The organism is Fictibacillus sp. 26RED30 (assembly GCF_015903845.1).
Taxonomy (GTDB): Bacteria; Bacillota; Bacilli; order Bacillales; family Fictibacillaceae; genus Fictibacillus; species Fictibacillus phosphorivorans.
Window position 1 is genome coordinate 781,785 of the sequence record NZ_JACZDV010000001.1, and the last position, 17,951, is coordinate 799,735.

Annotated in this window: 20 protein-coding genes and 1 other annotated feature; of the genes, 18 read left to right on the plus strand and 2 right to left on the minus strand. The window is 39.5% G+C overall.

The window, feature by feature from the left end; translation table 11 throughout:
* Positions 1-54 precede the first annotated feature (54 nt).
* The 18 genes from IHV11_RS21125 to IHV11_RS03950 all read left to right on the plus strand — a co-directional run bounded on the left by IHV11_RS21125 (position 55) and on the right by IHV11_RS03950 (position 16,200).
* Complete coding sequence (locus IHV11_RS21125) at positions 55-1,776, plus strand: GGDEF domain-containing protein (protein WP_197193755.1); 1,722 nt, start codon at positions 55-57, stop codon at positions 1,774-1,776.
* Positions 1,777-1,886: 110 nt separating this feature from the next.
* Entirely contained in the window at positions 1,887-2,882 is a 996-nt protein-coding gene (locus IHV11_RS03870; RefSeq protein ID WP_197131321.1) for a hypothetical protein, read from the plus strand.
* 619 nt (positions 2,883-3,501) lie between these two features.
* Positions 3,502-4,092, plus strand: a complete 591-nt coding sequence (locus IHV11_RS03875) for a Maf family protein (protein ID WP_197193756.1) — start codon at positions 3,502-3,504, stop codon at positions 4,090-4,092.
* 32 nt (positions 4,093-4,124) lie between these two features.
* Complete coding sequence (gene radC / locus IHV11_RS03880) at positions 4,125-4,796, plus strand: RadC family protein (protein WP_197132108.1); 672 nt, start codon at positions 4,125-4,127, stop codon at positions 4,794-4,796.
* Between the two features lie 72 nt (positions 4,797-4,868).
* On the plus strand, positions 4,869-5,906 hold the full coding sequence (locus tag IHV11_RS03885) for a rod shape-determining protein (RefSeq protein WP_137788747.1): 1,038 nt from the start codon (positions 4,869-4,871) through the stop codon (positions 5,904-5,906).
* A 14-nt stretch (positions 5,907-5,920) separates the two neighbouring features.
* Complete coding sequence (mreC, locus tag IHV11_RS03890; RefSeq protein ID WP_197189526.1) at positions 5,921-6,793, plus strand: rod shape-determining protein MreC; 873 nt, start codon at positions 5,921-5,923, stop codon at positions 6,791-6,793.
* Positions 6,790-7,311, plus strand: coding sequence for a rod shape-determining protein MreD (mreD, locus tag IHV11_RS03895; protein WP_197193757.1), 522 nt, complete (start codon positions 6,790-6,792; stop codon positions 7,309-7,311). Before mreC ends, mreD begins: the two co-directional genes overlap by 4 nt.
* 63 nt (positions 7,312-7,374) lie before the next feature.
* Positions 7,375-8,052 (plus strand): septum site-determining protein MinC, encoded by a 678-nt coding sequence (gene minC / locus IHV11_RS03900; protein ID WP_197131311.1) that lies wholly within the window; start codon positions 7,375-7,377, stop codon positions 8,050-8,052.
* A gap of 15 nt (positions 8,053-8,067) precedes the next feature.
* Positions 8,068-8,862: a septum site-determining protein MinD gene (gene minD / locus IHV11_RS03905; protein WP_197131308.1), complete on the plus strand. Its 795-nt coding sequence runs from the start codon at positions 8,068-8,070 to the stop codon at positions 8,860-8,862.
* A 631-nt stretch (positions 8,863-9,493) separates the two neighbouring features.
* Entirely contained in the window at positions 9,494-10,222 is a 729-nt protein-coding gene (locus tag IHV11_RS03910) for a M23 family metallopeptidase (RefSeq protein ID WP_197193758.1), read from the plus strand.
* A complete protein-coding gene (locus IHV11_RS03915) occupies positions 10,215-11,066 on the plus strand; it encodes a site-2 protease family protein (RefSeq protein ID WP_197193759.1) in 852 nt (283 codons plus the stop codon). Before IHV11_RS03910 ends, IHV11_RS03915 begins: the two co-directional genes overlap by 8 nt.
* 42 nt (positions 11,067-11,108) lie before the next feature.
* Positions 11,109-12,584: an Rne/Rng family ribonuclease gene (locus IHV11_RS03920; protein ID WP_197193760.1), complete on the plus strand. Its 1,476-nt coding sequence runs from the start codon at positions 11,109-11,111 to the stop codon at positions 12,582-12,584.
* Positions 12,585-12,630: 46 nt separating this feature from the next.
* Positions 12,631-12,703: a sequence feature (ribosomal protein L21 leader region), on the plus strand.
* A 14-nt stretch (positions 12,704-12,717) separates the two neighbouring features.
* A complete protein-coding gene (rplU, locus tag IHV11_RS03925) occupies positions 12,718-13,026 on the plus strand; it encodes a 50S ribosomal protein L21 (protein ID WP_066396525.1) in 309 nt (102 codons plus the stop codon).
* A gap of 5 nt (positions 13,027-13,031) precedes the next feature.
* Entirely contained in the window at positions 13,032-13,385 is a 354-nt protein-coding gene (locus IHV11_RS03930) for a ribosomal-processing cysteine protease Prp (protein WP_137788753.1), read from the plus strand.
* Positions 13,378-13,668 carry a 50S ribosomal protein L27 gene (gene rpmA, locus IHV11_RS03935; RefSeq protein ID WP_066239506.1) on the plus strand — a complete coding sequence of 97 codons (291 nt, stop codon included), beginning with the start codon at positions 13,378-13,380 and terminating at the stop codon, positions 13,666-13,668. The genes IHV11_RS03930 and rpmA overlap by 8 nt, the downstream gene beginning before the upstream one ends.
* A gap of 128 nt (positions 13,669-13,796) precedes the next feature.
* Entirely contained in the window at positions 13,797-14,333 is a 537-nt protein-coding gene (locus IHV11_RS03940; RefSeq protein ID WP_171005400.1) for a Spo0B domain-containing protein, read from the plus strand.
* Between the two features lie 18 nt (positions 14,334-14,351).
* Entirely contained in the window at positions 14,352-15,638 is a 1,287-nt protein-coding gene (gene obgE / locus IHV11_RS03945; protein WP_197131287.1) for a GTPase ObgE, read from the plus strand.
* Positions 15,639-15,753: 115 nt separating this feature from the next.
* Positions 15,754-16,200: an ACT domain-containing protein gene (locus IHV11_RS03950; protein ID WP_137788756.1), complete on the plus strand. Its 447-nt coding sequence runs from the start codon at positions 15,754-15,756 to the stop codon at positions 16,198-16,200.
* A gap of 39 nt (positions 16,201-16,239) precedes the next feature.
* Here the strand turns inward: IHV11_RS03950 and IHV11_RS03955 are convergent, their stop codons facing one another.
* Both IHV11_RS03955 and IHV11_RS03960 read right to left on the minus strand, forming a co-directional pair.
* On the minus strand, positions 16,240-16,767 hold the full coding sequence (locus tag IHV11_RS03955) for a transcription repressor NadR (protein ID WP_197193761.1): 528 nt from the start codon (positions 16,765-16,767) through the stop codon (positions 16,240-16,242).
* Positions 16,764-17,915, minus strand: a complete 1,152-nt coding sequence (locus IHV11_RS03960; protein WP_197193762.1) for an IscS subfamily cysteine desulfurase — start codon at positions 17,913-17,915, stop codon at positions 16,764-16,766. The genes IHV11_RS03955 and IHV11_RS03960 overlap by 4 nt, the downstream gene beginning before the upstream one ends.
* Positions 17,916-17,951 lie beyond the last annotated feature (36 nt).

The window sequence follows — 17,951 nt, forward strand, 5'->3', positions numbered from 1 at the left end:
TAGTAAAAAAGTTGTGTATTCTAAACATTCCTTATTTGGAAGGGGGACAAGGTGGTGGCGACTCGTATGGTAAATAGAAAAAAACGTATAATTCTTATAGCGGCATGGATTTTCTTTTTCCCACTCGCTATTTGGACGGCTGTTCAGATGACGAGTAACCAGCCTGATATCAATGTAATCGACCTTGGTATTATAAGTTTTTTAGCGATCGTTGTTTCTTGTTTCCCGATCAAAGTGATGAATACGAACATCTCCTTCATGTCTGGAATCAACCTAGCCGTATTTCTTTACTATGGGCTGACTGTTGCGTTATATATGACGCTATTATCTGTTTTAGCCATGTTTATCTCTCTAAAGGTTCATGTCATAAAAGAGTATTATAGATATATGGCGAACAGCCTTATGTTTACATGGCTAATTATCTGCGAGAGCTCGGTATTTCATCTCTTTGGAGGTGAAGTGGGACCGTTTGCAGTTGATGAATCTATTAATTTGATTCCTGTAGTCGCATATGTTTTAACGGGGTTGGTTTTAAATCATGTTGGTCTTTACTTTATCGTAAAAGTACTATACGAAGAAGATGTTGCTTTTTTTGAGCGTGATGCTGTATGGGACCTCGTTTCGGAGGTTCTAGCTATTCCTGTTGGCCTCATGCTATTTGTTCTATACTCTCAGCTAGGGCGTCCTGGAATCTTTTATGTTGGCCTACCATTTCTTTCATTATCTATCATTATTAATCTCTATCATGTTAGTCAACAGATTAACGATGCTCTTCAAAAAGCGAGTGAGATCGGCCAGCAGCTTTCTGAACACTTAAAGGTAAATCACATATTGGATGTTTTTATAGAAAGACTGATCGGTTTTATGAATGTTGATTTTGCGTTTATATATGATGCGGATGCGGGAGAAAATCTTAAGATCATACGCCAATATGAAAGTGAAGAAGGCATACTCACCACAGTACCTATCAAAAAACATGAAGCTATTAGTGGTAGAGTATGGTCGACAGGAAAAAGTATACGTTATAGCAAATTGAAGCCATGGCGTAAGATATCGAACGTTTTCTTTCAAGGAAAAGCACAGTCTGTACTCTCGGTGCCTATGATCAGAAATCAAAAAATCGTAGGTATCATTACCTTTGCATCTAAAGAAAAACACGCTTTTCAGAAGCATCACCTTATCATCCTTGAAATCTTAGCAAACTACTTGGCAGTAGCGATCGATAATGCAAGAAACTACGAATCCACAAAGTTAAAAAGTGAACAATGTCCTTTAACAGGTTTATATAATTATCGATATTTTGAGAGCATTCTTACCGAAATGTACCAAAATTATGAGTATTTTAGGAAGCAGTTCTCAATCATCTTATTAGATATTGATCACTTCAAAAAAGTAAATGATACATACGGTCACCAAAGTGGAAATGAAGTATTGATCCTCTTAGCTAGAAGACTAGAAGAATTTATTGGTGATCGAGGAACAGTTGCCAGGTATGGTGGAGAGGAGTTTATTATCTTGCTACCTGAATCAGGAGATAGAGCGGGTATCCAATTAGCTGAACAGCTTCGTTCTGTAATTTCTGATCAAGGATTTGATATACATAATGACCTCACCGACCAATGCAGACATACGATCTACATAACTGCAAGTATCGGGGTTGCAACCGCTCCTCATCAAGGAGAAGATGCACTTACATTAGTACGAAACGCAGATCGTGCCATGTATACAGGTGCAAAACAACAAGGAAGAAATAAAGTCGCCGCTTATATCGGATAAAAATCTGGGCAGTTTCACGCCTGGATTTTTTTTGTGTTCCTATCTTTTTCTTGTTCTATTAAAACAAAAATAGCATATGTTTTAGTAGATGATAGAGAGGAGCGGATGATATGAAACAAGAGATATCCATCTTGATCAATGGTAAAGAAAAGAACTATAGTGAAGATCAAACATCTGTTAAAGAGCAGCCCGCTCATAATGAGGTTGCTGCTGCCATCGAGGAAGTGAACAGAGGCGGATATACGATTCTGGCAACTTCTCTTAAGAAACGTGAAAACTTCTTTAAAAGAAAGAACGGACATGTGTTGAACAAGAGGACAAGCTTCCTTGTTCCGAATAATGGGAAAGGCTTTCCTAAGCAAATTGTTGCAGCGATTATAGGAGCTATCGTTACAGGAACAATTTTAGGAGTATTAGTCTTAACGGTATTCTCTTCCGATATCACGGAAGCTGGAGATAAAGTGACAGAAGCATCAACAGTTGCTACAGAAAAAGTAGCTGACTCTGGTAAATCCGTAACGATCAGGCCGATCAAATTAGATTTTTCAGCACTTCAAGCGGGTGTCTTCTCATCAAAAGATCGAGCTGAAGGAGCTGTTAAAACCATAGAAGATAAAGGTTTTTCAGCAGTTGTTTTTAAAGCTGAAGAAGAAAAGTATTCTGTTATCGTAGGCATTGGAAATGAGAAGCATCAATTAGATAAATTTAATGAAGCTTATCAAAAAGAAATGGATAAGCCACTTTTTAAATCGCTCTCTTTTTCTTTTGATCAATTAAAAACACCATCAAAGCTAGATGAAACCTATTTTACGAATGGTCAGATTCTACTTCAAAATACGCTTACCCTTTCTCAGATGCCAGACATAAGTGGATCAGGTCTTGATCGGACACTGAACGATTTTAACAAGTGGAAAGAGTATGGAAAAGGGCAGAAGGGCAAGTGGAGTGAAAGTACAACGAAAGCAGCTTCAGATTTTGAAAAGCAGCTCGAAGGTGCCTTTCTGGCGTTAAAGGATTCGAAAAAAGGAGAACTGAACTGGGCTTTTCAGCAAAAAGTAATGGATAGCTTACAGTCTTATACGAAGCTGCTTGCAACATTAAAATAATTAAAATAAAAAGCCTGTTTGCTTATTCATTGCTCTTTGAAAGTAGTTGATTTCCGCTCCGGGTTGATCGCTTTCCGTGAGGAGACAGGTGAGCGCCTTGCCGCTTTGCGTCATTAAGGGACTCACCTGTCTAGATGCAGTGGCTAGCCCCTCGAGCACAAAGGTTATACGGTCTGTGATGAGCAAAGTGCTCCTTCATAGCCCATTCAACTTTTGCTTGTCAGGCCTTAACGAGCCACTTCTACTTTTAGGATTGACCGCTCGTCCCATAGAAGTCGGCAACCCTCACTCTGATCAACTTGCATTAAAAGAAAAGTTACATTCTTAGAAATGAAGAAACAAAAGGAATTTAGGGTATGGCTCGATTGTTGAGTCATACTTTTTTAGTTTGCAACAAGATTGATTGTGAAAGCGTAAAACAAAATCTTGATCGATAGGTTTTTAAGAATTTTGTCGGAATTCGTCAATGAATTTAATCATTTGCCCTCATAAAATGCAGTAAAGAACCGAAAAACTAATAGAAGTATGTTTTTCGGCGTGATTTGTCTAATTTTTACAAGTTTGCTATTGTAAATCTATACGAAACTATACATCAAAGAATTAGATGAAAGGTGATTACATGAAACGCCTCATATTAGCCTCTGCTTCACCTCGAAGATATGAACTTCTGTCATTAACGCTTCTTCCATTTGAAACGTATCCAAGTACACTTGAAGAAAAAATGGATCATTCCCTTACTCCAAGTCGATTGGTAGAATCACTTGCTGAGCAGAAAGCTGCAGACATTTTTACTCAAAAACCAGAGTGTGTGATCTTAGGTGCAGATACAATCGTATCTTATCAAAATAATCGTCTTGGCAAACCTAAGAATCGAATTGAAGCTGCCGAAATGTTAAGGATGCTTTCAGGTCAAACACATGAAGTTTACACGGGGGTCTGTTTAATAGATCAAACAAAAAAAGTGATTTTCTCTGTTAAGACAAGTGTTACTTTCTACACTTTAGATGAAAATACAATTGATTGGTACTTAAACACTGGTGAACCTTTTGATAAAGCTGGCAGTTATGGAATCCAAGGCTCAGGATCGCTAATAGTTGAGAAAATCGAAGGCGATTACTTCAATGTTGTAGGATTACCGATCTCTAAGGTGGTTCGATCACTAAAAGATTTCGGGTTTTCATTCACCGAGTCAGTCACGAAGACTGAATAATAGGGGGGACGTAAGTGGTAACGAAGCCGCTTATGATAAAAGATTACCCATTACAGGAGCGGCCGCGAGAAAGACTTTTAAATGATGGTCCTGAAGCGCTCTCTAACTATGAATTGTTAGCTATTCTTTTAAGAACGGGTACGAAGCAAATGTCAGCTATCCAGCTTGCCCATCATATCATTCAGCAATTTGAAGGATTAAGGCATCTTAAAGAAGCAACAATTGGTGAACTGAAAGAGATCAACGGTATAGGATCAGCAAAAGCAGTGGAACTGATGGCTGCCATAGAAATCGGAAAACGGATCAGCCGTCTTCAGTTTGAGGAAAGGTACACGATACGTTCACCTGAAGATGGTGCTAGGTATCTGATGGATGAGCTGCGTTTTTTACAGCAAGAACACTTCGTTTGTTTATATTTAAATACAAAAAATCAAGTACTTTATAAAAAAACGGTTTTTATCGGAAGTCTAAATACGTCTATCGTACATCCGCGAGAAGTATTTAAAGAAGGCTTCAAACGCTCAAGTGCTTCAATCATCTGTTTTCATAATCATCCCAGCGGTGACCCTGCTCCGAGCAGGGAAGATATTGAAGTGACAAAAAGATTAGTAGAATGCGGAAAAATGTTAGGAATTGAAGTGTTGGATCACATCATAATAGGTGATCAAAGATACGTAAGTTTAAAAGAAAAAGGATATGTTTAACATTGTCTTTTGTTTCTTTTTTAGCGTATAATCAAACTTATGAGTTTTGCTTGATGAAAGGAGTCTACATAAATGTTTGGTGGATTTTCAAGAGATTTAGGAATTGATTTAGGAACTGCAAACACACTTGTTTACGTGAAGGGCAAGGGTGTTGTTGTGCGTGAACCTTCCGTTGTTGCTTTGCGTACTGACACAGGTTCAATTGAAGCGGTAGGTAATGCTGCTAAGAATATGATTGGACGTACTCCTGGTAATATCGTTGCCGTACGACCTATGAAAGATGGAGTTATTGCTGATTTTGAAACAACAGCTACAATGATGAAATACTTTATTCAGCAAGCCCAAAAAAACCGTTCTGTTTTTGCACGTAAACCTTATGTCATGGTATGTGTACCATCAGGAATTACTGCAGTGGAAAAGCGTGCGGTTGAAGATGCGACTAAACAAGCGGGAGCTCGTGAAGCTTACACGATCGAAGAACCTTTTGCAGCTGCAATCGGTGCTGATCTTCCTGTATGGGAACCAACAGGCAGCATGGTCGTTGATATCGGTGGAGGAACGACTGAAGTTGCGATCATCTCTTTAGGTGGTATCGTTACAAGCCAGTCAATCCGTATTGCTGGTGATGAGATGGACGATGCAATCATTGCTTATATTAAGAAGACTTATAATCTTATGATCGGTGAAAGAACGGCTGAAACTCTTAAGCTAGAAGTCGGTTCAGCTGGTGCGCCGGATGGAATTGAAGATATGGATATCCGTGGTAGAGATTTGTTGACAGGTCTTCCAAAAACGATTACGATTACGGCGGAAGAAGTTTCCAGTGCGTTGCGTGATACTGTTAATAGCATTATGGATGCCGTTAAAGTAACTCTTGAGAAAACACCACCAGAACTTGCTGCTGACATTATGGATCGTGGTATTGTTTTAACTGGTGGCGGTGCTTTATTACGAAACTTGGATAAAGTAATCAGTGAAGAGACGAAGATGCCTGTTATTGTGGCTGAGAACGCGTTGGATTGTGTAGCAGTTGGAACTGGCCGTGCGCTTGAAAACCTGCACCTCTTTAAATCCAAGGCTGGTATAACTTCTAGATCTAAATCCAAGTAAGTAGGTGTATTTTCATGCCACAATTTTTTTCGAACAAACGCCTTATCATTCTGCTAGTCAGCATTATCATTCTAGTAGCTCTGATTGGTTTTTCGATGAAAAAAAGGGAAAGCCTAACCTTACCTGAACAGTTTTTAAAAGATTCTGCAGGACTAACACAAACGATTTTCTATAAACCCGCTAATACACTAGCGGGTTTCTTTGAGAATTTAGCTGAAATGAAGCAGCTCTACAAAGAGAATCAAATGTTAAAAGCTAGGTTAGATGAGTACGCAAAACTTTATGTACAGTATGAGGAAGTTAAAAAAACAAACGAAACACTTAAAGCGCAATTAGACAAAGAAGAAGATCTTACCGATTTTAAAGTGAGAGAAGGTACTGTGATCGGACGCTCCCCTGATCAGTGGAATCAATTTATCTACATCAACAAAGGGGAAAAAGATGGTATCAAACCGAAGATGGCAGTCATTTCACCACAAGGATTTATTGGGAAAGTCACGAATGTTTCCTTGTTTCAGTCAACCGTTCAGTTGATCAGTGACAATGATCGTACGAATCGTTTCTCTGCTATCGTTCAAGGTGAGAAGAACATCTTTGGAACGATCGAAGGTTATGATGCAAAAAAACAAGCTTTGGTGTTTAAGAAGATTCCGGTAGATGCAAAGATTAAGAAAGGCCAAAAGGTTATCACCTCTGGTCTAGGAGATGTCTTTCCGCCTAACCTGCTCATCGGAGAAGTAATTGATATTGAACCAGATGAAGTGGGATTGACACAAACTGCTTATTTAAAGCCTTCAGCAGATCTTTATGATATTGATCATGTGATGGTACTTGAACGAGAAATGCCTGCAGTGGATGAAAGTTTAAGAGAAAAGGAGGAAGAATGATGAAAAAAGTCTTTCTTCCTTTTCTTATCTATCTAGCTTTTATTAGTGAGAGTTCATTAGTACAAGCTTTCTTGCCTCATGATAATAGTATGGATTGGCAGCTGGTCCCCCGTTTTTCAATGGTATTAATCTTATTTGTTGCCATGTATGTAAACACCACATACGGGCTTTTGTACGGACTTGCTTTTGGTTTGCTCACTGATCTTCTCTATACAGACATCATTGGTGTTTATTTGTTCTCTATGGCAGCTACTGCCTATATTACATCAATCTTTTCAAGGTATTTATTTGGAAACTTGATCGTGACTTTACTTCTGTCCGTAGTAGGGGTTTCCATATTAGAGTTTTTTGTATACGGTTTGAACAGTCTTATAGGAATCAGTACTCAGATGTTAGATGTATTTCTGTATAAAAGATTGTTGCCTACCCTCATCTTAAACGGTTTCTTTGCGATACTCATTTATTATCCGTTTGTAAAGCAGTTGAACCAAATAAAGGATACTCTAAAAGAAAACTAACTTTTGCAAAGAGGAATTTAGACCTAGCTGTCGAATGTTAGTACGTTGAGGTGAACAATGGCAATGGTACAAAAACTCCAGCACAACGTAACAATTAAAGGAACAAAAGACGGCCTCGTTTTATTGTTGGATGATAAGTGTTCCTTCGATCTATTAGTCGAGGAGCTTAATGATAAATTAACCGCCGGAAGCAGCCAAATGTTAAGCGGACCTGTAATTTCCGTTAAAGTAAAAGCAGGAAACCGTTATTTGACTGCTGAACAAGAAGAAAAGTTAATAGAAGTTCTTAAACAAAAAGAAAATCTTATCCTAGATCATATTGAGTCAGATGTTATCACAAAAGCTGAAGCCGAAGAGATGAGAAAAGATGCTCAAGTTGTTACTGTATCTAAAGTCGTCAGATCAGGTCAGGTTCTTGATATACAAGGAGACCTGCTTCTGGTCGGCGATGTAAATCCTGGAGCAACTGTGATGGCGACAGGGAATATTTATATTCTCGGTTCGCTAAAAGGAATCGCTCACTGCGGCACGAAAGGTAACGAAGAAGCGATCATTGCAGCATCCGTAATGAAGCCTTCGCAACTTAGGATTGCTCACCATATTAATAGAGCACCAGACTCTTATCCCGAACTAGGAAATGAGATGGAGTTTGCTTACATATCCAATGAAGAAAAACAGATTCGTATTGATCGAATCAGTGCTGTTCATCGATTAAGACCGAAACTGAACAGTTTGCTATAGAAAGGGGAATGAAGCATGGGAGAAGCAATAGTCATAACGTCTGGGAAAGGTGGAGTCGGTAAAACGACGACTTCTGCCAATTTAGGGACTGCTCTAGCTCTTTCTGGAAAAAAAGTATGTCTTGTAGATACTGATATCGGGTTGAGAAACTTGGATGTATTGATGGGACTTGAGAACCGCATCATCTATGATCTTGTTGATGTAGCAGAAGAACGCTGCAAACTTAAACAAGCATTGATAAAAGATAAGCGTTTTGAGTGTTTGTACCTGCTCCCAGCAGCTCAAACAAAAGATAAATCTTCCATTACCCCTGAACAAGTAAAAACAATCGTTCAGGAATTAAAGCAAGATTACGATTATGTCATTATTGATTGTCCTGCAGGCATTGAGCAAGGCTTTAAAAATGCCATTGCAGGTGCGGATAAATCAATCGTAGTAACCAATCCTGAAACTGCTTCTATGCGTGATGCTGATCGCATTATCGGGCTGTTAGAACAAGAGGATATGGAACCGCCTAAACTGATTGTAAATCGTCTTCGTAATCATCTGGCTAAGAACGGTGATATGTTAGATGTTGATGAGATCGTTTCCGTGCTTTCTATCGAGCTTCTTGGAGTCGTGATCGACGATGAGAACGTGATAAAAGCTGCAAACAAAGGTGAACCAGTTGCGTTACAGCCTGACTCGAAAGCTTCTATCGCATACCGGAATATTGCGAGAAGAATTTTAGGTGAGTCTGTTCCGCTTCTGTCACTAGAAGAAGAAAAAGGTTTCTTTGGAAAGATCAAAACATTATTAGGTATGAAATAAGCATCGGCTTCTAGCTGATGCTTTTTTTTATTTCACAGTAGATTTTTAAAGTGGTTGATTTCCGTTCCAGGATGCTCGCTTTCCGGGGGGCGTGCGGTGAGCCACCTCGACACTTTGTATCCTTAGGTGTCTCACCTGTCCCGCTGATCCCCCAGGAGTCTCGCACCTTGCACTCCAATCAATTTTTCAAAGATGTTTTAGCAAAGTTATAACCCGCAGGCTTTGTTCTTGAATGAGGCCACCTTACACTTAGGTGTGCAAGGAGCAATTTACAAGAAAGAGCTTTCTCTTAGCATGAACTGTGAGCAGCTTGTAAGGTGGTGTTGCTTCATTCATTTCAATCTAGATGTATATGGAGCTTTTGGGGTTTCTTCTTTTGCAACATATGCAAGTTGATTGGAGCGGAAGGTTGCCGACTCCTATGGGACGAGCGGTCAGGTGGAGACTCCTAACGGCGCGAAGCGGCAGGAGGCTCACCGGTCGCCCCATGGAAAGCGCGCAACCTGGAGCGGAAGTCAACTTACTCTCAAGGGCAATTTATCTGAAGACAACATTCGTCTAAACCATTTACTCATATCTCCAACGGACAAGTCATAGGATGTACATATATGAGAAAAATGGAGGAACGGTTATGAAAAATAGAGCAGATGAAATCCGAAAGAAGTACGGTAATATTTCTAAGAACGGCAGCTCAAAAGAAAGTAGCTCGGTTATCACATCCAGGGACGAACCGGAGAAATCTCATCCTCTATTCAACCGTCATGCTATGTTAATGCAGATTATGTTTTCCATTATCTTATTTTTAATTGTAGGAATCGCATTTAAGCATAATAATGATCATACGGTTCAGGCGCAAAACTTTATCAAACATGTATATCAAGATGAGTTTCAGTTTGCTGCAGCAAAAGATTGGTATGAAGATAAGTTCGGAAAACCATTAGCTTTATTTCCAAAAGATAAGTTGCAGAAAGAAAAGAAAACGGAAGAAGTCAGTGAAGTATTTGCTGTTCCTGCTGATGGAAAGGTGTATGAGACGTTTAGTACAAACGGTAAGGGAATCGTAATTGAAACGGGCAAAGAGGAAGATGTTGAAACGTCCAAAAGTGGTTACATTGTTTATGCTGGAAAAAAGGATGACTTGGGTTATACCGTAATCATTCAACACTCGGACGAACAAGAATCGTGGTATGGAGACCTAAAGGAAATTGATAAGTCCATTAAGCTATATAATTATGTAGAAAGCGGTACTCGATTAGGTAAAGTATCGGGAAGTAAGGATGGGAAGTCCGGTAAATTTTATTTTGCGATAAAAAAAGACAAGAGTTTCATTGATCCTAGCAAGGTGATTGATATTGATTAAAATAATAATAGAATTCATACGAAAAATAAAGATTAATCCCACCTTTTGGGTCGTCATTTTCGGTGCGGTCTATACGGGGCATTTTAGGGAGATTATCGTCTGGTTTTTCGTCGTTCTAATTCATGAGATGGGTCATTTTGCTGGTGCCCGTCTTTTTAATTGGAGAGTTTCAAGAATAGATCTTCTCCCTTTTGGAGGTGCAGCCGTAGTTGAAGAACATGGCACACGTCCGATTCACGAAGAGGTTTGGGTAGCTGTTCTTGGTCCGTTACAACACATTTGGCTTACCGGAGTCGCATATATCTTAAGTCAGACTAACCTCATCTCTGCGAATGATTTTTATTGGTTTTTTATTTTGAATCTTACCTTATTTTTATTTAACCTTCTTCCGATATGGCCACTCGATGGTGGTAAAGTTTTATTTGCTCTAGTATCCAAATGGATTCCATTCAAAGAAGCACAGCAGAAGTTTTTAATAGGATCCGGTGCTTTGTTGGTCATAGGCAGTGCATGGCAGCTCTCTTTACAGCCATCGCATTTGAACCTTTGGGTAATCTGTCTTTTCCTAGGCTTAGCTCATATTCTTGAATGGCGCAGCAGACATTATGTGTTCATACGGTTCTTGCTGAACAGAATGCAGCAATCAAGCATAAAAGGTACTCGTACGATTATCGTACCTCCAACATGGTCACTTTCAAAAGTCACTCATCACTTGGTAAAAGGTGTTTCCCATTCTATTGTTATTAAGAATTTTAATCCTATTACGATCAATGAAAAGCAACTCTTAGAAGCTTATTTTCATAATCATTCTCCCGAGTGTGCAATTGGAAAAGTTTTTCGTTAGAATAGGATACAGAGCAAAAAACAGGGAGATGTGAATGGAACGATGCAGCGCGTAGTAATCAATGCAGTAGGAATGGAAAAACGTACAGCGTTAATGGAGAATGAAAAACTTATAGAATGTGCGGTCCATAGACCGACTAAAAGTCCGTTAACAGGAAACATCTATAAAGGAAAAGTTCAAAAGGTTTTGCCTGGTATGCAAGCTGTGTTTGTAGATATTGGAACGAGCAAGAACGGCTTTCTTCATAAAGACGATTTGCCTGCTTATCAACAACTTTCTGGTGAGGCACAAAAGAAAGTATCCATCTCAAGCCTTATTAAAGAAGGAGAATCGATACTTGTTCAAGTCGTTAAAGAAGAGACTGGAGATAAAGGTGCCAAATTAACAGCCCTGATTTCGTTTACAGGCCATCTGCTCGTTTATTTTCCATTCACTCCTCACGTTGGAATATCCAAAAAGATAAAAGAATCTCAACGCGCAATGCTACAAGACTGGGGAGATTCTGTTATAAATAATCAAGAAGGTCTGATCATTCGGACAGGTTGCGAAGATTTTCCTGAGCGCGAAATGAATCAAGAGCTTGAAAGTCTTAGAAGACAATTGAACGAAGTACAAAAATGCTCAGATGGTAAAAAAGCACCTGATCTAATCGTGCAACCTCCATTTTTTTATCCACTCTTAGAGAGATGGCTAAATCATAACGTAGAAGAAATTATAGTTGATGATTATGAAACGTATCAGCATGTCAAAGAGTATGCGGCTTCCTTTCAAAATCCATTTTCTGTTAAACTGTACAATGAAAAAGAGCCTCTTTTTCGTAAATTAGGAATTGACACAGACATTGAAAAAGCACTTTCTCCGTTAGTATGGTTAAAGAATGGGTCTTCGCTTTATTTTAATGTGACAGAAGCGTTAACAGCGATCGATGTGAATACGGGTAAATTCACTGGAAAAAAAGATCGGTCTAAGACTGTTGTTGAGGCAAATAAGATAGCTGCAAAAGAAATAATGAAACAGCTTCGTTTGCGTAATATTGCCGGCATGATCGTCATTGACTTTATAACGATGCAGTCAAACGAAGACAAAGAACAAATCAACAAGGTTATGCGAGAAGCATTAAAGAATGATTCTGCTACCATGATTTTGCATGGTTTTACGAAAATGGGCTTGTTTGAAATGACTAGAAAAAAAGAAAGGCCTTCATTACTTGAGACTCTTGCTACAAGGTTCGATCGCCATATGATGGATGGGTATATCCTGCGCCAGGAAACGTTGTATTATGAGATGGATCGGATAATGAAAGAATACACATACGAAGATGACGAGGCTTTATGGATGGAAGTGCCACAACACTTTTCTGAATGGCTGAAAAAGAATCCTGACAAGCTGAAACTTTTAGAGAAACAGCATGATATTAAAGTGGTTGTATCTATCGGTTCGTCAAACAGAGAAATGGCAGTCAGACAATCAGGAAAAATAGATGAAATAAGAATCAGGATGTTAAAAGATTCACATTGACATAAGGGTGCCAAACATGGTATCCTTTTTTCGTTAGTGTTTGGAGCACCCGCTCCAACCGCACAGACCAGGTTTTAAGTATTTTATATACACCTGGGATGGCGAGTCTGAGTATAAGAGGAGGTGCACGTTGATGTACGCAATTATTCAAACTGGTGGTAAGCAAGTTCGAGTTGAAGAAGGTCAAGCGATCTATGTTGAAAAACTAGATGTTGAAGCTGGAGCGTCAGTAACATTTGAGGATGTATTGATGGTAGGTGGAGATAGCTTGAAAGTAGGAGCTCCTTTAGTTGAAGGTGCTACAGTTACGGCAACAGTTGAAAAACATGGCCGTGGCGAAAAAGTGGTTGTCTACAAGTTTAAGGCGAAGAAGAACTATCGTCGTAAGCAAGGACACCGTCAACCATACACAAAAGTTGTGATTGAAAAAATTAACGGGTAATTCTCATGATTCTAGTTTCTATATACAGGAACAACGATCAAGACATACTTTCGTTTACGATGGAAGGACATGCTGATTATGCTCCACATGGCCAAGACTTGGTTTGCGCAGCAGCTACAGCGGTGTCATTCGGTACGATCAATGCGATAGAAAAGCTTTGCGGCTATGAGCCAGAAGTAACTACTCATGAAGATGGTGGTTTTCTAACGTTAACCGTACCGGGTAATCTTAATGATTCTATACATCAAAAAACACAGTGGCTTTTGGAAGGCATGGTTGTATCCCTTGCTTCAATTGAAGAAGGATACAGCGAGTATATAAAATTGACTGAACATGAAGGAGGTGCAACGAATGCTTAAATTAAACCTTCAATACTTTGCCTCTAAAAAAGGGGTAGGTAGCACAAAGAATGGTCGTGACTCACAGTCTAAGCGTCTAGGCGCTAAGCGTGCTGATGGACAATTCGTTTCTGGTGGTTCAATTCTTTACCGTCAACGTGGTACTAAGATCTATCCTGGTACAAACGTAGGTAAAGGCGGAGATGACACACTATTTGCTAAGGTAGACGGAGTTGTACGTTTCGAACGTTATGGCCGTGACCGCAAAAAGGTAAGTGTTTACCCAATCGCGCAAGAAGCGTAAGAGGGAGATGAAAACTCTAACCAGATTGGTTAGAGTTTTTTCTTTGCTTTATGAGAGTATTAAGTACTGCGCTAAATTTGTTGGTGTAAGGTATAGCCCTATTAAAAGGAAAGGCTAGGAGTGCGATGATGTCAAACAAATGGACAACTGTCGATCTTTTGCGCCACGCCAGGCATGACTGGCTAAACCAGCTACAGCTTATTAAAGCAAACCTATCACTTGGCCGCACAGAGCGGGCAAAAGAGATTATGAATGAAGTTATTGAACTATCACGGGAAGAATCAAGAATCTCTAACCTGAAAACCCCGAATTTATCGGAGTACTTATTAACATATAACTGGTTGAAGCATCCGGTGAAATTGTATGGAAAAGTAAATGGTGAAAGCGGGGATTTCAGCTTATTTGAAGAGGAATTGTTACATACGACGAAAGAAGTATGTGATGTGTTGAATAATTCCATTTCGGGTTATGATGAATACTCACTTACTGTTACATTTGATCCTGCAGCTCTTCGAGTTTGTTATACCTTTCAAGGGATGCTAACAGATGAGAAGGATACGTATGAAGTATTGAGAAATATTTTTTCAACACATAAAAGCATGTTACTCATCGAAAGCTATAATCAGGAAAATAAGTGTTATTTTGATATTCAGTTAACTTCCTAATGGAAGGAGGAGAATGAAATGTTTGTCGATCAGGTCAAGATTTATTTAAAAGCAGGTGACGGCGGAAACGGAATGGTTGCATTTCGCCGTGAAAAATACGTTCCAGACGGTGGTCCTGCTGGTGGTGACGGAGGAAAAGGAGCAAACGTAATCTTTGAAGTTGAAGAAGGTTTACGAACGCTTATGGACTTCCGTTACAATCGTCATTTTAAAGCCCCTCGAGGTGAACATGGTATGTCTAAGGGCATGCATGGAAAAAAAGCGAACGATATGATTGTTAAAGTTCCTCCAGGTACTGTCGTGACAGATGCTAATACAGGAGAGACAATTGCTGACCTCGTACATCATCAGCAGCAAGCGATCATCGCTAAAGGCGGTCGAGGCGGCCGTGGAAACACTCGTTTTGCAACTCCTGCAAACCCGGCTCCAGAAATTGCTGAGAACGGTGAACCAGGTGAAGAACGAGAAGTAACATTAGAATTGAAAGTCTTAGCTGACGTAGGATTAGTAGGATTTCCGAGTGTAGGGAAATCAACCTTCTTATCGATCGTTTCAGCAGCTAAGCCAAAAATTGCTGAGTACCATTTTACAACAATCACTCCTAACTTAGGAGTTGTTGCGGTAGAGGATGGAAGAAGCTTTGTAATGGCTGACCTTCCAGGTTTGATCGAAGGTGCTCACGAAGGAATTGGACTAGGTCATCAATTCTTAAGACATATCGAACGAACACGTGTTATCCTACATGTTATCGACATGTCTGGAATGGAAGGTCGAGATCCTTATGATGATTTCGTGAAAATAAACGATGAGCTTAATCAGTACAACATGCGTTTAATGGAACGTCCTCAAATTGTACTAGCTAACAAAATGGACATTCCAGGTGCTGAAGAAAACCTTGAAACGTTTAAAGAAAAAGTGGGAGAAGACGTAAAAGTATTCCCAATTTCTGCGATTTCTCGTCAAGGTATTAGAGAAGTGCTTTTCACAACAGCAGATACTCTTGAAGTAACACCTGAGTTCCCTCTTATTCATGATGATGGTGGAGAACAACAAAGGGTTCTATATAAGCACGAAAAAGAAGATGCTGGCTTCTATATTACTCGTGACCCTGCAGGTGTTTTTGTTATCAATGGTCCGAAGATTGAAAAGTTGTTCAAGATGACAGACTTTTCTCGAGAAGAAGCAACAAAGCGTTTTGCAAGACAAATGCGTACTCTTGGTGTAGACCAAGCATTGCGTGATCGTGGAGCAGAGCATGGTGATGTTGTTCGAATCCTAAAATATGAGTTCGAATTTATCGATTAAAAGAAGGCAGCCTATTCTGTAGGCTGTCTTTATTTATACAAATGTCCGTGTGAGATAGACATGAAAGGTATATCCTATTATAATAAAGGTAAGAAAGTCACCGGAGGAAAGCTAAATGAAAAATGATCAGCAATACTACATGGTAAGAGAAGATGTGTTGTCCGAATCTATGCAAAAAGCATTGGAAGCAAAGTCTCTCTTAGATCGAGGAAAAGTTAAAACAGTCGCAGAAGCTGCAGAAAAAGTTGGATTGAGCAGAAGTGCATTTTATAAATACCGCGATGGGATCTTTCCGTTTCATACGATGGTTAAAGAGAAAATTATAACACTATCCATTCACCTTGAAGACAGATCCGGTGCCCTGTCGAGTCTGTTAACAGTTGTTGCTTCCCAAGGGTGCAACGTATTAACGATTAATCAGACGATTCCCTTACAAGGACGTGCACATATTACATTGACGATTGAAACGAACATGCTTCAAGGAGATATGAAGGACTTGTTAAGCACATTGAACCGTATGGAAACGGTAGAACGAGTGGAAGTAGTAGGAACCGGCGCATAAAGAAATCCCTGGCTGATACAGCTAGGGATTTTTTTGAAATTATAATAAGAATCCTTTTTCTTTTAAAGCACCGCAAACTTTATCGAGCTTCTCCTCTGAGTCTGATGAGAGAGTGTGCATGTGAATGCCTTCTGTTAATTCACTTAGAAGGCTAGCATTCGTATCTCTAAGCCTTTTGATCAGATCTTCAACATCTTTTCGCGTGGAGAGTTTAAGTGAAGCCTTAATATCACCATAAACAGGGTGTTCAACGGTAACATCTTCAACTGTAACGCCATAATCCACAATCGTTATTAGTTCACTCGTTGTTTCTTCTGGAGAATGATTTGCTGCAATCACACGAGAGAATTGTTTTTTTGAATCGTTCTTTAAGTAAATATAGCCTTGAGCTGTTGCCATGATCGGCTCACCGCTTGCTTTTAAAAGTGACATGTCTTGTACGATAACCTGTCTGCTAACATTCGTTTTAGTGGCGAGAATCGAACCACTAAGCGGCTTATCAGCTTTCATCAGCCAGGCTATGAGCTGCGAACGTCTGTCTTCACCTTTTAATTTATCGTTGCTCATCTTGTTATTACCTCACTAACAGATCTGAATGTATTTGTTATTTCAATAAGAGCTTTTCCAAGTAAAGCAATTTCTGCAGAAGTGGTTTGATGACTGGTCGATATTCTAACCAATTCATGAGCTTCACTTTCTGTTCTTCCGATGGCCAGTAAAGTTTTAGAAGGTGCTTGCTGTCCGTTCTTGCATGCTGATCCTGTTGAAACAGCGATTTTTAATCGATCCAGCTCTTGCATCACGATTTGACCTTCCATCCCTTTTGCGCGGATTGGAATAATAAATGGAGAGCTGTCGTCATTGTCTTCAAAGATTATGTTCCTATCTGTAAGTATAGACGATTTTAGTTGTTTTCGCATGTCAATTGCATGCAGATAGCGATCTTGCTGTAAAAGGAATGCCTCTTCTGCTGCTGTTACGAATGCGACGATTGATGGGAGATCAACAGTACCAGCACGGAATCCACGTTCATGTGTGACTTCTGAAAGAAGAGGAGCTATATGAATAGATGGTGATACATATACAGCACCCGTTCCCTTTGGTCCGTTTATCTTGTGAGCAGACATTGTAAAAGCATCTATGTTCAAAGAATGAAAATAGTCTTTTTCCCATTTTCCGAAGGATTGAACACAATCACTGTGAAACAAAACACCTCGATTTTTTAAATGTTCACCGATTTCTTTGATATCCTGAACGATTCCCGTTTCACTGTTCACATGCTGAATGGTGACGAGAATAGTATCTGGACGAATTGAGGACAGCAGTGTATGGATCGAGATTTCCCCATTTTTTTGTATGGGTATTCTTGTTATCTCATAACCACTTTCCTCTAAAAATCTAAGCACATAATCAATAGAGGGGTGTTCTACATTTGAAGAGATAATGTGTTTTCCTTTATAGTTTGCTCCATTCGCTAATGAAGTAATAGCTAGAAAATTGCCATCAGAGCCCCCGCCTGTAAAATAGATCCCTTCACTTTCTTTATTTAACAACTCAGCTAAAGAACACCGAGCATGTTCTAATAGATCACGAGCTGCTTGGCCCCCCTCGTGCAGACTTTCTGTGTTTTGAAAATACATCTTTGAAGTTTGAACAAAAGCATTCACTGCCGATTCTGACAGGGGTGTAGTTGCTGCATAATCAAGATATATCAAGGTTTCCACCTCAGTTTTAATAAAATAGTTGTATCT